The 15,574-nt window shown below is 37.2% G+C and carries 10 protein-coding genes; 5 read left to right on the plus strand and 5 right to left on the minus strand.

From position 1 onward, the window contains the following. Positions 1 to 170 precede the first annotated feature (170 nt). Complete coding sequence (locus NMU02_RS02475) at positions 171 to 1,391, plus strand: MFS transporter (RefSeq protein WP_255025596.1); 1,221 nt, start codon at positions 171 to 173, stop codon at positions 1,389 to 1,391. Between the two features lie 28 nt (positions 1,392 to 1,419). Next, the gene (locus NMU02_RS02480) at positions 1,420 to 2,343 is read left to right on the plus strand and encodes a DMT family transporter (RefSeq protein WP_255025597.1); all 924 of its coding nucleotides are present in this window, start codon (positions 1,420 to 1,422) and stop codon (positions 2,341 to 2,343) included. Between the two features lie 14 nt (positions 2,344 to 2,357). Here the strand turns inward: NMU02_RS02480 and NMU02_RS02485 are convergent, their stop codons facing one another. From NMU02_RS02485 to NMU02_RS02495, 3 genes are all read right to left on the minus strand, one after another. Beyond that, positions 2,358 to 3,392, minus strand: a complete 1,035-nt coding sequence (locus NMU02_RS02485; RefSeq protein WP_255025598.1) for a tetratricopeptide repeat protein — start codon at positions 3,390 to 3,392, stop codon at positions 2,358 to 2,360. A 643-nt stretch (positions 3,393 to 4,035) separates the two neighbouring features. Then, positions 4,036 to 4,374: a hypothetical protein gene (locus NMU02_RS02490; protein ID WP_255025599.1), complete on the minus strand. Its 339-nt coding sequence runs from the start codon at positions 4,372 to 4,374 to the stop codon at positions 4,036 to 4,038. 80 nt (positions 4,375 to 4,454) lie between these two features. Next, positions 4,455 to 4,949 carry a hypothetical protein gene (locus tag NMU02_RS02495; protein ID WP_255025601.1) on the minus strand — a complete coding sequence of 165 codons (495 nt, stop codon included), beginning with the start codon at positions 4,947 to 4,949 and terminating at the stop codon, positions 4,455 to 4,457. 299 nt (positions 4,950 to 5,248) lie between these two features. On the opposite strand from NMU02_RS02495, the gene NMU02_RS02500 reads away from it, so the two are divergent. Continuing rightward, entirely contained in the window at positions 5,249 to 6,406 is a 1,158-nt protein-coding gene (locus NMU02_RS02500; RefSeq protein WP_435522005.1) for a beta-1,2-mannosidase, read from the plus strand. A 66-nt stretch (positions 6,407 to 6,472) separates the two neighbouring features. Here NMU02_RS02500 and NMU02_RS02505 read toward each other — a convergent pair whose 3' ends face one another. Further along, positions 6,473 to 9,568 carry a glycosyl hydrolase gene (locus tag NMU02_RS02505; RefSeq protein WP_255025603.1) on the minus strand — a complete coding sequence of 1,032 codons (3,096 nt, stop codon included), beginning with the start codon at positions 9,566 to 9,568 and terminating at the stop codon, positions 6,473 to 6,475. A 351-nt stretch (positions 9,569 to 9,919) separates the two neighbouring features. On the opposite strand from NMU02_RS02505, the gene rpsA reads away from it, so the two are divergent. Together rpsA and NMU02_RS02515 are read left to right on the plus strand one after the other, a co-directional pair. Beyond that, positions 9,920 to 11,716, plus strand: coding sequence for a 30S ribosomal protein S1 (gene rpsA / locus NMU02_RS02510; RefSeq protein WP_255025604.1), 1,797 nt, complete (start codon positions 9,920 to 9,922; stop codon positions 11,714 to 11,716). Positions 11,717 to 11,889: 173 nt separating this feature from the next. Beyond that, complete coding sequence (locus tag NMU02_RS02515) at positions 11,890 to 12,813, plus strand: ribonuclease Z (RefSeq protein ID WP_255025605.1); 924 nt, start codon at positions 11,890 to 11,892, stop codon at positions 12,811 to 12,813. A 114-nt stretch (positions 12,814 to 12,927) separates the two neighbouring features. On the opposite strand, the gene tamL is transcribed toward NMU02_RS02515, so the two are convergent. After that, a complete protein-coding gene (tamL, locus tag NMU02_RS02520; RefSeq protein WP_255025606.1) occupies positions 12,928 to 15,243 on the minus strand; it encodes a translocation and assembly module lipoprotein TamL in 2,316 nt (771 codons plus the stop codon). Between the last annotated feature and the right edge of the window lie 331 nt (positions 15,244 to 15,574).

A 15,574-nucleotide genomic window follows, 5' to 3' on the forward strand; every position in this document is an offset into this window, starting at 1 on the left:
TTGTTTTTTATTAGAAATTTGAATTTATATTAAAGGAATGACCCATTTTCGGAATAATTGGGAAATAAACTTTTAGGACAAGATATTGTTTTTATTACGAATCGGACAGTTAAATGTGTTCCGGTTTAAATACCAAAATCGTTTTATTATTTATTAGTTGACGTAACGATATGAAAATAAACACGGGCCGCGGAACGATCCCGCTTATAACATTGGCAGGAATATGGTCGATATCGGCCTTAAATGCATTGCCGGGATTAGCTGTGTCTCCTATTCTCGGCCAATTGTCGGTAATTTTTCCTCATTCTTCCGAATTGAGTATACAATTGCTCTCTTCTTTACCTTCGCTGATGATTATCCCTTTTATCTTACTATCGGGAAAACTTACCGAAAAAGTAAATAACATTCGTTTATTGCAAATCGGATTAGCGATTTTTACAGTTAGCGGTATTCTTTATTTGCTATCTGTAAAAATGTGGCAGTTGGTAGCTGTCAGTGCATTGCTGGGAGTAGGGTCAGGCCTTATCGTTCCGTTATCTACCGGTTTGATATCGAGATATTTTATCGGGAAATACCGGGTAAAACAGTTTGGTTACAGTTCGGCAATAACCAATATCACTCTCGTACTCGCTACAACTGCAACAGGTTATCTTGCCGAGGTAAATTGGCATCTTCCTTTTTTAGTGTATCTTTTACCTATAATTTCTATTATACTATCGTTTTATTTGAATATAGATGATTTGCCTAAGCCCAAAGATGCCGATGTAGGAGATAATGTAGAACCTGCTTATAATACGTCTTATGGGAAAAAGGGAATACAGGTGAAATATCTGATACAACTGATGTTATTTTACGGTTTGGCGACTTATTTGGTCATTATTGTAAGCTTCAATCTTCCATTCTTAATGGAAGAATACCATTTTACCAGTGGAAATTCGGGAATTATGATATCTCTCTTTTTTCTTGCCATTATGGCTCCTGGATTAATATTGAATAATATACTCGATCGTTTAAAAAGTCTGACTCTTTTCGGTAGCCTTGTTTCGATCGCTTTGGGATTATTATTGATTTGGATTTCACACGCCGAGTGGACGATTGGGCTGGGATGTATACTCACTGGGCTTGGTTATGGAGTAATACAGCCTGTCGTGTATGCCAAAACGACCCGTATTGCCGTGGAGAGGAAAGTGACTCTTGCCCTTGCTTTTGTTATGACGATGAATTATCTGGCGATACTTGCATGCCCGTTTATTATCGATATGTTTAAAAGTATGTTGCATGTACATACGCAACAATTTGCCTTTGTTTTTAATTTGGTTATTTCATTGATCGTAGCTGTATTCGCTTATTTAAAAAGAAATTCTTTTATCTATGACGATCAGTTACAATAATAGTATTACTATAAAATAAAAAATACGAGTGAAAAATAAAAAGACAGAAGCTAATGTCGATATGATTATATCGAAAACTTTCAGTGGGTTGAATATGAACGCATTAAAATACCTTTTACCTTTGTGGATGTCTCCTTTATCAGGTGTTGCAATACGTTGCACATTTGCTGCTGTTGCTTTTTGGATTATCGCCTGTTTTACCAAGCCTGAGAAATCTACTCTAAAGGAAAAGGGGTTACTTTTTTTATTGGGGGCAACAGGTATTTATGGCTTTATGTTTTTTTATTTGGTAGGGTTGAGTAAAACGACACCGGTATCCAGTTCTATTTTTACGACATTACAACCGATATGGGTGTTTATTATCGCTGTATTATTTTTTAGAGAAAAAATAACGGTAATGAAAGTCGTCGGTATTTTGATCGGGCTGGGAGGTGCTCTTTTATGTATTTCAACTCAAAAAAGCGACGATTTGGCATCTGATGCCTTAACAGGAAATATGTTATGTCTTACGAGTTCGGTGATTTATGCCGTTTATCTTGTTTTGAGCAACAGGTTACTGAAATCGGTCGGTATGTATACTTTATTAAAATATACTTTTACAGGAGCCGCTTTTTCGAGTATTATCGTTACGTTATTTACCGGTTTTAATGCCCCTGTGCTCTCGTTTCCGTTACATTGGTTCCCATTTTTAGTATTGCTGTTCGTCCTTATTTTTCCTACGGTTATTAGTTATCTTCTTATCCCGGTGGGGTTAAAATATCTGAGTACGACTGTTGTCGCTATTTATGGATATCTCATTTTGATTGTGGCTACGATAGCTTCGTTAGCGATCGGGCAGGATCGCTTCAGTTGGGCTCAAATGTCGGCAATACTAATGATTTGCGCAGGAGTATATTTTGTGGAAATTGCAGAGAAAAAAGACAATAAGCCTTCATTTTCAGAGAAAGAATGAGAATCAAAAACTCATTAGTCATTGTCTGCATGTTCCGTGTTGAACCAATTGGAGAACGAGTTGAGTTTTTCAGGATGTTCATTCAACCATTTAAGTGCTTCTTCGTCCGAAGAAATACTGATATATTTACAATATACATCTATAAAAGGAGAGCAGGCTATTTTATAAAAAATAGGTATATAGAAATTCCACCAAAGGTTTTTGTTATCTTCGGAACGTAATTCTCCCAAAAGTTTAAAATAATTTTCGGTATTTTCTATGAAAAGTTCGCTGTCGGTCTTATTTTCATTTTTTTCTTCATATTTTGATATCGCATATAAATTGATCATCATATCGGCTGTCGCGAATTCTGAATTTTCCGTTAATGATTTTTGGCTTAGTGAGAGCGAGACCTCTCCTGTTTTCTTATCCTTCTCGGTAGGAATTACAAATTGTCGTTTCAATAATGTATAAGCTATTTGTGCACGACGAGAATTCGGATCGTTAAGAAGGTAATAGTGAAAACATAAAATACTTTGAGTTTTCTTTTCCATGCGTGCCATCAGGCATCCTAATAGGTAATGAGAGGGAATGTACCGATAATTAATCTCGATAGATTGCATAAGCATTTTCAAAGTATTTTCATTATCGTTCAGATTATAATAAGAACATGCCAGATTATAGCATAGCGAAATACTTTTTCCGCATTTTTTAATCCCTTTTTTATAGATTTTAATCGCTTTCTTCTCATTTCCCATCGCGCTATAACAGTTTCCGATGAGAGCATAAGCTTGATCTACACATCTGTCGTTTAGCTTTATTACTTTTTTACAGTAATTTATAGATTCATCATATTGTTTCAGTCCTATTTTCGAAACCGCTATCTCATATAAAGCACTTGAAGAGGATGGGTCTTCAACCAAAGCTTTTTGATACATACCGATCGCTTCCCTGTATTTTCCTTGGTCATGTAATTTGATTCCTTCCGATATATATTTATCAGCTTGAGTTTGCGCTGATATAACCATAATATAAAATAAACTCGCAAGGATGAGTGTGAAACGTTTCATGGTTTGTATGATTTAAGGTATAATATCCCAAAAATATACTAACAAAATTAAAAAATATTTTGAAAACATCAAATTATAATATATTTAAAATTTTATTTATTCCTGAATACAGATAGTTTATACTGTTGTGAAGATGATATCTTGATAAGTGGTTGATTTATAGGTAATTTATGTGTTTTTTTGATGAACTTTTAATTATGAATTTTCGGGGAGCATTGACGATCTTATAATTTTCATTCATTAAAGCAGTATTCATAAAAATCGTTTCACCTTGTTTTTGAGTCCCATAATTATCATGTATATGTCCGACCTAAATGAAATTTAGGTCTTATTTGTTCTATTCGTTTTAATAGCATAATGCTACCATAGTGAATTTTTTGAGAATAGTCGAGGATATTTTTTGGAGGTTGGTAGGTAATTAGTATATCTATGTTGTTTGGTATTTGATTTATGTACATCTCGTATTTCCCTTCGATTTCTCGATCATAAACATCGGAAGGCCGTAGAATGTTACATTTTCAATTGTTATGTCTGAGTGGCATAAGTAGTGGCAATTGGTGGGAAGTCTTTCGACTGAAGCTTTATACAAGCAATCGTCATGATTTCCTGCAATAAAAATTTGTGCCTCTATGAATCGTTATATTCATGGTTTTAAAATTTCAGGGTAGGTCCCGGAGAAAATGAACTCGGGATTTTTTCGTGTTTCTAAAAGCGATCTTTTAAGTTTTTCTTCATCATAATATAGAGAATGACATTCAAACGTCGTATGTAATTCATTTATTTCGATCGGCCCGAGAATTTCTTTTTCCTGCACTTTAGTTTTAGGCATTAACGTCACGACATCGATATATAAATGTTCCGGTAATTGTTTATCGGTAGATTTCGGATTTTGAGGGTTTTTAAATATGTTCCACCATTCATTTCCGCTTTTGCTTTGCAAAAGACAAAAGATAAAAGTCGCATAGGAAATTGCTTGCAACATAGCGTCGCTTTGAGGTTCATTTTTAATGTTTTCGTCTTTAATTTCTATGACACAAAGTCTTTTTTCACCATTCTTATGTATTACTCTGCCAAAATATCTATTCCGCCTCCGGCGTGGTTTGCGTATTCGGGATCATGGTTACTCGCTTTTAGAGGAGTAGGCATCTGAAAGAATGCGTCGAATAATTTTATAGGCTGAATGTTACATAATTGTTTGTTTTGTTTTCGTAACGTTTTAGCAAATTCGTTTAGTATAAAACTTTCTATTCGATGTTCGGGGCTTTTGGTTTTAATTTCTGAACATTTGTCGAAATATTGTTTAAATTTTATCCTGAATTGTTGAGCTAAATTACTATTCCGGTCTATCTTACCATTGAAAACATTTATGTCGAAATATTTTTTGTTTGATTTAGCCTTATCTTCTGTAACATTAAGAAAAATTCGATCTTGATGATTTTGCTTGTCTTCTTTGACGATTATCTCCCCGATATTTTGTCCGAAAAAACGTAAATCGTATCGCCAGTCTTTATTCTTGGATGCAGACACTTTGCTATAAACACATAACGGTTTTCCCATTCATTTTTGTATTCTTCTAATAAAAAGCGACATTTATTAATGATTTCTTGAGGTTTCATTTTGTTTGCTTTTGAGTTCTGTATGCAAAATTAGGAAATTAAATCATTCGGTTTGGCATTCTTTAAAATATGTCATTTTAAGACTTTCTGAGTTGGTAGTCAAATATTGTTTAGAATTTCAAACCACACATTTCTTTTATAATTTACCTGCCCTTTAAAGTTAATATCGTATCTTTGGTGATAGGTATTGAGATTGTTCAATTATGCTTATTTGTTAAATCTTTATCTAATAATTTAAAAATGAAGAATAAAATAGTATTGTTTTTATTGGCTTTTTTACTGGTATGTATGCTGCCGGCTGTGGCAGCCGAACCTACTCTTCCTTCATGGGCTTTAGGTGGTTTTGTAAGGGTAGAGGGAAAGAATCCGGTAATTGTTCCTAAAGAAAATAGTAAATTCGATTGCCCTATGCGGAAATCGCCTGTTGCCTGGGAAGAAAGCGATACTTTTAATCCTGCTGCGGTTGTTAAAGACGGGAAAATATGTGTATTGTACCGAGCAGAGGACAATTCCCATCCCGGACTTGGAAGACGGACATCGCGAATCGGGTTGGGCGAAAGTAAAGACGGCGTAATAATGAAACGTCGTGATACCCCTGTAATGTATCCCGGAGAAGATGCTGCGAAAGAATACGAGTGGCCCGGGGGATGTGAAGATCCAAGAGTTGCAGTAACAGATGACGGATTATATGTGATGATGTACACTTCTTGGAATCAGAAAGTTCCCCGTTTGGCAGTCGCAACTTCCCGAGATTTACTTACTTGGGAAAAATACGGTCCTGCGTTTGCTAAAGCTTACGAGGGGCGCTTTAAAGATTTGGGTTGCAAATCGGGTTCTATCGTGACAAAAGTGAAAAACGGCAAACAAGTAATTACTCAAATAAATGGAAAATATTTTATGTATTGGGGCGAAGATAATGTCTATGGAGCTACATCCGAAGATTTGGTAAATTGGATTCCTGTACTCGATGAGAAGGGGAATTTAAAAAAATTGATGAGCCCTCGAGAAGGCTATTTCGACAGTATGTTGAGCGAATGCGGCCCTCCTGCTGTAATGACTGATAAAGGCATTGTTTTGTTATATAATGGTAAAAACCATCCTGGCGATAAAGGTGATAAAAAATATCCCTCGGGAGTATATGCTGCCGGGCAAGCTTTGTTCGATAAAAATAATCCTGAGAGACTTGTCGATAGACTCGATGAAGCTTTCTTTAGACCGATGGAGTCGTTTGAACAAAGCGGGCAGTATAAAGACGGAACCGTTTTTGTTGAAGGTTTGGTGTATTATAAGAAGAAATGGTATTTGTATTACGGTTGTGCCGATTCATTTGTCGGTGTTGCGGTTTATGATCCTGACCATCCGGCAACTCCCGATCCTGTTCCTGTTATGAAGAGATGAACTGAAACTGTAACGAACACTGTTACTATAATCTGTTAAAAACGGTTCCTTAATAGGAACCGTTTTTTAATTACACCAAATATCGAACCCATCTATGCCGTACTCCAGCAGGTCATATTCGTTACCTGAAGGATATGGTTTGGATTTTCTCCAGAACCAGGGCCTTACACTACCCCTTGACGTTCCGATATGGTGCGGCCCCAGCAAGTTTCGAAGACTGCTTATTACTTTTACCGTTATTATGTTTTCTCCCGGTTTTATTTGCGAAGAAATATCCAGTTTCCAGGGGTCGCTGATAAGTGTGCCTGCGCTCGATCCGTTAACGATTATCTCAGCTACGGTTCCTCTGAAATTATCGAGTGAGACGGCATAATTTTTTTCAGCATCCTGGATGTTATATTTCCGGGAATATGTAACAGCGGAATTATAAAAAGGAAGTCCTTGTTTAGTCCAGTTTCCAGCTATGAGTTTTTCGGGCCGCATTATTTCCCAACCTTTTTCAATGGGGTTTACCGAAAAGTCTCCTATTATGTATATTTTATCGAGTTCGGCCCGAACATCCATTTTATCTATCGATACGCTTATCGAGTTTTTTCCATTATTTGTATATTTCCCGATCGGATATACTCCGAAATACCGGTCGAGCCACCATTTATCCGGTTCGGGTTTTATATTGTGTCCGTTAATCGAAACTTTTACCAGTTCCGGCCTTTCTATAACAGCAAATAAATTTCTGGTGTCGATTTCATCGTTAACGAAGAAGTGATAAGTGGCTTCGTATCCGGATAGATCAGATACGTTTTTCCGAAGTATATTTTGTTTGTATTGTACACTATTCATCCACGGATTATCGTTGAATCCCATCGTTTTGAATATCATCCGATCGGCATCTGCCGTATAAAGGTCCTTGAATTCTTCTCCATTCAATTTGAGATCGCAATAATCAATAGCCAGTACATTTGGATCCGAGCGTTTGACTACCATATGGGTATCTGTCTTTATAAGTTTGTCGGTTACGATTTTTTTGACTTGTTGCTTATTTTTTATTTTTTTGTCCGAAACGTATAATAAAAGACTGCCGGCAGGAGGTAAATCAAAGGTAAATCGAATTTTATTCTTGTCACTGTAAAAATTATATTCTTTTACAGTTCCATCATATAAGTCGAGTTGAGCGATGTCTTTTCCTTTTACAGAAACCGATCCCGTTCCGTTTGAATTTACGGAGCTGTTTACGATAAAGAGTATTTGTCCGTCTTGTGTTATTCGACGATGGTGATAAATATTTTCTGAGGACAGATCGTTGAACGAAATTTCGGTCGATCCGAAATGTTTTTTTATATCGTTATCGGTAAGCGCCTTCAGGATTTTAACCGAGGGAGCATCGAATATTTTTTTTAGTTCGGGGGCATAGTTGCCATCTATTCGTTCGGGAATGGCATAAGCGATTATTTTACCGCCATTTTCTATATATTTCTGTAACAGATAAGCGGTTTTAGTATCTATATTTTCGGTGAGTGGCGGAATTACGATCGTGTTATAAATTCGGGATCCGATTTTAAATCCTTTTTTATTTACTTCACCCTGATCTTTAATTATATTTTCACAACCGAGATCATATTCTACTTGATGTTTTTCGAGTTCAGTAACGAATTCCTGGAATTTTTGACCGATTGTTAATTGATGCTGATTCGCCTTTCTTTTACTGGCATAAAGCCATACCGAAGTCGTCGGTTCGAGTACGAGTATATCATTGACTTGTTCCCCTGAAGATAAGGCTAAAGAAAGACGAGAAAAATATTCGTTTAAAGGCTTATAATAGGGCCACCAGGGAGACGCGTCGTTAAAAACGGGAGGATAGTCGATTTTACGGCTACCCGAGAGTGTAGGATGAGAGAGGTGTTGATTCATCATGTTTACTCCCAGAACGTATTCCCAATCGCCTAATCGCTTGAAGTCTTTCAGAGTCTCTTCCCAGCCTCCGCCTCCATAAGTTTCACTCAATGTTCTTTTTTTATCGAGTTGATTTGCAATACTCGATAATTCTTTTACAGCCCTTATGTTTCCGAACTGAGCATTAGAACTTACATCATTGAATTCATTGAATAATAAGTCGATGGCCGGTATTTGATGCCAGGCGTACATGGCCATATTATCACAGCCGTTGTACAAGTCGGGCCAATCATGTTCCCAATAATGACCGGTCCAGTTGAGCCCTTTTTCCTGAGCGTAATTACTATAAGGTTTCGACCATCTTTCGATAAACATATGCAGGAGAGTCTGATAATAATTATGTCTTATTTTTTTCCAATCACCCCATTCATCCCAAAGCGCAGGCAGATATTCTTCGAGGTTGTAACCGTGCTCTTTGCGGAATGTATCGAACAGATCGCTTGTCCATCGGATTCCTCCATCGACAGCGATTTGGGGTTCATCAGAGAAAATACCGGGTACAGTTTTTGCAAACTCGTTTCCTATTGATTTTTCATATCCGGACATGGTGATTTCCAGAAATTTTTCGGTAACTCCTTTTTTCAAAAGATCGGTATAACAAAACCCGCCATATATGCCAGCCCGTGGATTGTAAATCTTTTTGAAAATATAGTAATCACCCGGTTTATTTTTATAATTATCGAGTGATCTCGTGATGTTATCGAATTTATCATTCTCTTTTTTCAAGCAAAGAAAAATATCGTCGGTAGCTGGAGGTATTTTATCTGATTGTTGCATGTTTAGCCCGATTCCTTCGTTATACGACTGTGGCATGAGGTCGGGAACATATCCCCCTGCAAAACCGCTGGGGTACGAGTTTTCATCATATAACCAGACGTCGAGACCTAATTCTTTTCCTTTATTTACCGTATATTTAACGAGGTCGTACCATTCTTGCGATAGGTATTCGGTTTGTAACCCGACTCTTGGATGAATAAAGACACCTCCGAATCCGTTTTCTTTGTATGACTGCATCATGCGGTCGATTAGCGGAGGGGTCATTTTTTCATTCCATACGAAGAAAGGTATTGTACCATACTGTTTTCCGGGGGTGGAAAATTCTTTGCGCAGGTCATTCAGATTATTAGGGTTTTCATTCGTTTTTTTTGCCGTAGATTGCAAAAACGGCAAAATGGATATGAAACAGGAGAAAAATAAATATTTTGATTTCATGAATAGATTTTTGATTATATTATAATTGATATCGATATATTAAACGTTAAAATTACTTGTCTTAGATAGATAAATTCTTTTATATTTGGGCTTTTTACTTTGTTTTTTGATCTATTTCCGTAAAATGTATGGAAATTTACTTCGGTAACAGGTAGTATGAGCGAAACTAACGAAAGAGCTTCGTCCTTAAATAAAGGGTCTGCTCTTGTTCTCGATATTTTCGATAGAGACTGTTATATCGTAAAAAAGAGATAATTAATATTGGTATATACAAAAAAATAGTTACCTTTGCCCCGATTTTAACAGACCATATAATGTCTAACTTATTAAAGTAATCAACTAATTAATTAAATGGATCAAGAACTTAAAAATTCTCCCGTTGAAAATTTCGACTGGGATGCCTATGAAAAAGGCGATGTTTACGGTGAAAAAAGCCGTGAAGAACTGGTAAACACATATGACCAGTCTCTGAGCACAGTAAAAGACAAAGAAGTAATCGAAGGTACTGTGATTTCTCTCAACAAACGTGAAGTTGTTGTTAATATCGGTTACAAATCGGACGGAGTTATCTCGATGAACGAGTTCCGTTACAATCCTGATCTGAAAGTAGGAGATACTGTTGAAGTATATATCGAAAGTCAGGAAGACAAAAAAGGACAATTAGTTCTTTCTCACAAGAAAGCCCGTGCAACCCGTTCTTGGGATCGTGTTAATTCGGCTCTTGAAAATGACGAAATTATTAAAGGTTTTATCAAATGCCGTACCAAAGGCGGTATGATTGTGGATGTATTTGGCATCGAAGCATTCTTACCCGGTTCGCAGATCGATGTTAAACCTATTCGTGACTACGATGTATTTGTAGGCAAGACTATGGAATTCAAAGTTGTTAAAATCAACCAGGAATTCAAAAATGTGGTGGTTTCGCATAAGGCTCTTATCGAAGCTGAACTCGAACAACAGAAAAAAGATATTATCGCTAAGCTCGAAAAAGGACAGGTATTGGAAGGTACCGTTAAAAATATCACTTCTTACGGTGTATTTATCGACCTCGGCGGCGTAGATGGTCTTATCCATATTACCGATCTTTCGTGGGGCCGTGTAAGTCATCCCGAAGAGGTGGTTTCTCTCGATCAGAAGCTCAATGTGGTTATCCTTGACTTCGATGATGAAAAGAAACGTATCGCTTTGGGGCTGAAACAATTAATGCCTCATCCGTGGGATGCTTTGAGTGCCGACCTGAAAGTGGGTGACAAAGTGAAAGGTAAAGTTGTCGTTATGGCCGATTATGGTGCGTTTATCGAAATTGCTCCGGGCGTGGAAGGTCTTATCCATGTTTCTGAAATGTCATGGTCTCAGCATCTGCGCAGTGCACAGGATTTCATGAAAGTAGGCGATGAAGTAGAAGCTGTTATCCTTACCCTCGATCGTGAAGAACGTAAGATGTCTTTGGGTATCAAACAATTGAAAGCCGATCCTTGGGAAAATATAGAAACTAAATATGCCGTAGGTTCTCGCCACATGGCAAAAGTACGTAACTTTACGAACTTCGGAGTATTTGTTGAAATAGAGGAAGGAGTTGACGGTTTGATTCATATTTCAGACCTTTCTTGGACGAAGAAGATCAAACATCCTTCTGAATTTACTCAAATCGGTGCAGAGATCGAAGTACAGGTGCTCGAAATCGATAAGGAAAACCGTCGTTTGAGCCTCGGTCACAAACAACTCGAAGAAAATCCCTGGGATGTATTCGAAACCGTGTTTACTGTAGATTCTATACATGAAGGTACTATTGTCGAAATGCTCGATAAAGGTGCTGTAATAGCATTGCCTTATGGTGTAGAAGGATTTGCAACTCCTAAACACTTGGTAAAAGAAGATGGTACTCAAGCTCAGGTTGAAGAAAAATTGCCGTTTAAGGTAATCGAATTTAACAAAGATGCAAAACGTATCATTCTTTCTCATAGCCGTATTTTCGAAGATGAAGCGAAAGCCGAAGCTAAGAAAGAAGCTGCTGCTAAAAAAGCTGCTAAGAAATCGGCTAAATCCGAAGAAACTCCTGTTATCAACAACAATGTAGAAAAAACTACATTGGGTGATATCGAAGAGTTGGCTGCTTTGAAAGAAAAACTGGATTCTGAAAAGAAATAAGTAATTTTCTATAATGTAGTAAACAGGAATGCAAAATCTTGCATTCCTGTTTTTTATTTTAGAGAATCGAATATCGGTTCTTTTCTTTCTGCGAGTTTTCTTTTTTCGGTTTTTAGAAGTATATTTGTTTATAAAGGGAGTCTATATTTTTCTCTTTAACAGAATAGTGTAATATGAGTGATTTTGAGATTAATATTTTAGGATGCGGTTCTGCATTGCCTACTGTAAAGCATTATCCGACTTCTCAGGTTGTTGCTTTACGGGAGAAAATGTTTATGGTCGATTGCGGAGAGGGGGCTCAACTGCAATTCCGTCGTCAAAAACTGAAATTCAGCAGATTGAATCATATTTTTATTTCTCATTTACATGGTGATCATTGTTTCGGATTGCCGGGTATAATTTCTACTTTGGCATTGCTGGGGCGAACAGGAGAGTTGGTTGTACATGCGCATCCTGATATCGAAAAAATATTCGGACCTATACTTTCTTATTGTTCACGGGACATGCCTTTTCAGCTCCGTTTTAATTCGCTGACTCCCTCTGTTTCTGAAATTATTTATGAAGACCGATCGATGCGAGTGCGCACTATACCGCTAAGACATCGTATACCGACATGCGGTTTTCTGTTTGAAGAAAAACCGAAAAGCCGTCATCTCATCAGGGATATAGTGGAATTTTATAAAATACCTTTAAAAGATAGGGCACAGATTAGAGATGGCGCTGATTATACGACACCCGAGGGTAAAATAATCCCGAATAACATACTTACCCGTGAGGCAGACAAATCATATCGATATGCTTACTGTTCCGATACGATTTATACAGAGAAAATTATTCCTTTAATCGAAGGTGTAGATGTATTGTATCATGAATCTACCTTTGCTAATGATAATCTTTTGAGAGCGAAAGAGACTTTTCACTCTACCGCTATCCAAGCTGCCGAAATCGCTCGTAAGGCAAATGTAGGGCGTTTAATTTTGGGGCATTATTCTGCTCGTTATCTCGATAACACTATATTTTTAGAAGAGGCTATATCTGTTTTCCCAAATACGATATTGGCTCAGGAGGGTCTTGTCGTACCTGTTTCGGGAAAATAGCTTTTAATAAATGTAATAGAATAATGAAGGTAATTTTTACAATATCAGTTTATGCTGAAGGTAGATATAAAGTTATCCTTTTACATAACCTATATGATATATTGCGAATTTAATTTAGAAGGGATATCCTACTGCAAAATTTAAGGTCGCATCTCTTGTAAACTTCGGTTTTATTACGACCCAACGTTTAGAGAATTCGCGCCCCGGATTATAAGCCTTCATACCTAAATCAAAGCGTAATACGAAATAATTGAAGTCGAAACGGATTCCCAAACCGTAAGCTAAAGCGATTTCCTTATAAAATGAATCGAATCTGAATTGACCGCCCGGTTGGGACGGATAATCTTTTATCGTCCAGATATTACCTGCATCTATAAAAGCCGCCATTTCGAGTTTCCAAATAAGTTTACTCCGATATTCGGCATTCAGGTCGAGCCGGATATCGCCACATTGATTCATGAAATTCATAACCTGGTTTCCTCCGCGGAAACTACCCGGTCCGAGGGTTCTTACCGACCATCCCCTGACACTGTTTGCCCCCCCTGAAAAATATCGTTTTTCGAAAGGTAGAACTTCGGAATTTCCATACGGGATTTCTACTCCCGCACCCGCATGCAGTGCAAATGAATTCCGTTCGTCGAATACGAAAGTATAGGCATAATCGGCATCTACTTTGGCATATTGAGCATACCTGATTCCTCCGATTTTGTATTCTCCGTTATTTCGTTTCATGTGAGTCATTTTCGAAATACCGTATAAAAGATTACCGGCAATTTCACCTGCCATACGAAGCGTATAAATATTGTGCAGGCTTTTTACGGTAGGGTTGAGATTAGAACGGTAAAATACATAGGAAGACCGCATAATAAAGTGATTATCGTAACTGTATCGTAACAGCGGGTTATCGGCCGGTATATTATTGAGAAAATCGTTAGTAGCTTTTGGCAGATAGACATAACTGATATCTACCAGATCGAGATGATGCCGGTAAATATTGCGATGGGTATACCACTTGTAATTCCAACCTCCACCTGCAATCACACGGGTATATTCTGGCCTTCTTTGATAATTGATGTTGGCTGTGAATTCGGTTGTAGCACGTAGTTTTTTACGGGTTTGGCTTTTGATAAATGGAAATAAAAATTCAGGAATTGCTACGCCTACTTCTCCTCCGAGCTCGGTATAATTATCGTTAATGATACCGCTAAGATCTCCCGATAAGCTTTCGTATGCACTCCGGAATTTAGCCGTAAAAGTTTGAGATCCGTTAAAGATGTTCCGATGTTGATAAGTAAGTCCCAGTGCAAATCCGAGGTCGCCGGCCGAGTTGGTGCCTTCCACATCTACCGATATCGTTTGACCTTTCCCTTCGGTAAGCAGAATATAGCAATCGAGCATTTCGGTATTTCCTATTTTTACCGGAGTAAAACGGATATTGACATATTTCAGTATTTTTAGTCGCCCGAAAGCCGAGTAGGTGCGGTCAACATCTCTGTTATTGAACAGTTGTCCGGGTTCGATATAACAGTTATTTATGAGAGTTTCTTTTTTAAGGTAATGTTTTTCTCCGTATAAAATATAATAACCCTTGTATTCGACAGTATCTTTAACGTCGTACCGTTTGTTTTCATCGAGTATCATCGGGTTATAATTGGTCACGAAATATACGTTATTGATAAGATATATTTCATGGTCTTTGTACTCTATCTTATTGTCTGGTGCGGTTTTCGGAATCGGACGAAGATTTAATTCGAGCTCTACTCCGTTATTCCGTAAAGATGTATCGGCAGTATAAGTAATATATTCTTTATTAAATGCGTAATAACCGTTGTTACGAAGTAATGATGAGATACGTTGTCGTTCTTTTTCAAGAACATTACGGTCGAAAAGAATTCCTTTTTTCAGTAAAAAAGAGGAGGTGTCGGCCATAACTATATCCCGTATGTTTTGGTCGGGAATATTATAACTGATCTCGTCGATATAATATGGTTTATTGGCAGTTACGATATATTTTACTTTCATTTTTTTCTTTTTCGACACGGTATCAACCGTTACTACCGCATTTTCGTATCCCCGGTTGCTCAGCGCCTTTTTTATTTCCTTTTGCGATCTTATCGTAAGGATGCTGTCATAAATTACAGGAGGTGTTCCCATTTTTCTCATGAGCCGGTTTATCCATCGCGTAGTATCTTTTCCCGATAGATTATAAAAGAAGAGAGGTAGCCCGAATATGCCGAATGTTTTGTGATTGGGTTCCTGCCTGATGTACGGTTTCAGTTCAGAAGGTTTTATGTTTTTGTTATCGGTCGTAATGCTTACGTTATTGAGAAGATATTCTCCTTGACCTACATGCCGCGTTGTACTGCATGAAGAGACCAGATAGATTAAAATGAGAAAAATAGAAAAGTATGTTATCCTCTTTGAATTCATATAGGGTAAACGATTGCCGTAGAAAGGCTATTAATCTTCCTAACGTGCAAACGTACTTAAATAATGGTTTATATACAAACTGTTACCCGAAAAACAAAATGTCTTTTTTCATTTTTTATAATCCCCCGGAAAGATTTCTTTTTAGATAATTCTTTCTGAAATTTATTGCGGGAGTCTAACGTTTTGTAGTGTGTGATATATTCGATTTTTTTTGCTTTTATTTTTTATAAATTGATATTAAAAACAATGACAAACTGATACTTTTTTATTAAAACCCGAATTTTTTCCTTGGATTATTTGCATAATAGAACGAAACCCTATACATTTGCAT

Source organism: Coprobacter tertius (assembly GCF_024330105.1).
GTDB classification, from domain to species: Bacteria; Bacteroidota; Bacteroidia; order Bacteroidales; family Coprobacteraceae; genus Coprobacter; species Coprobacter tertius.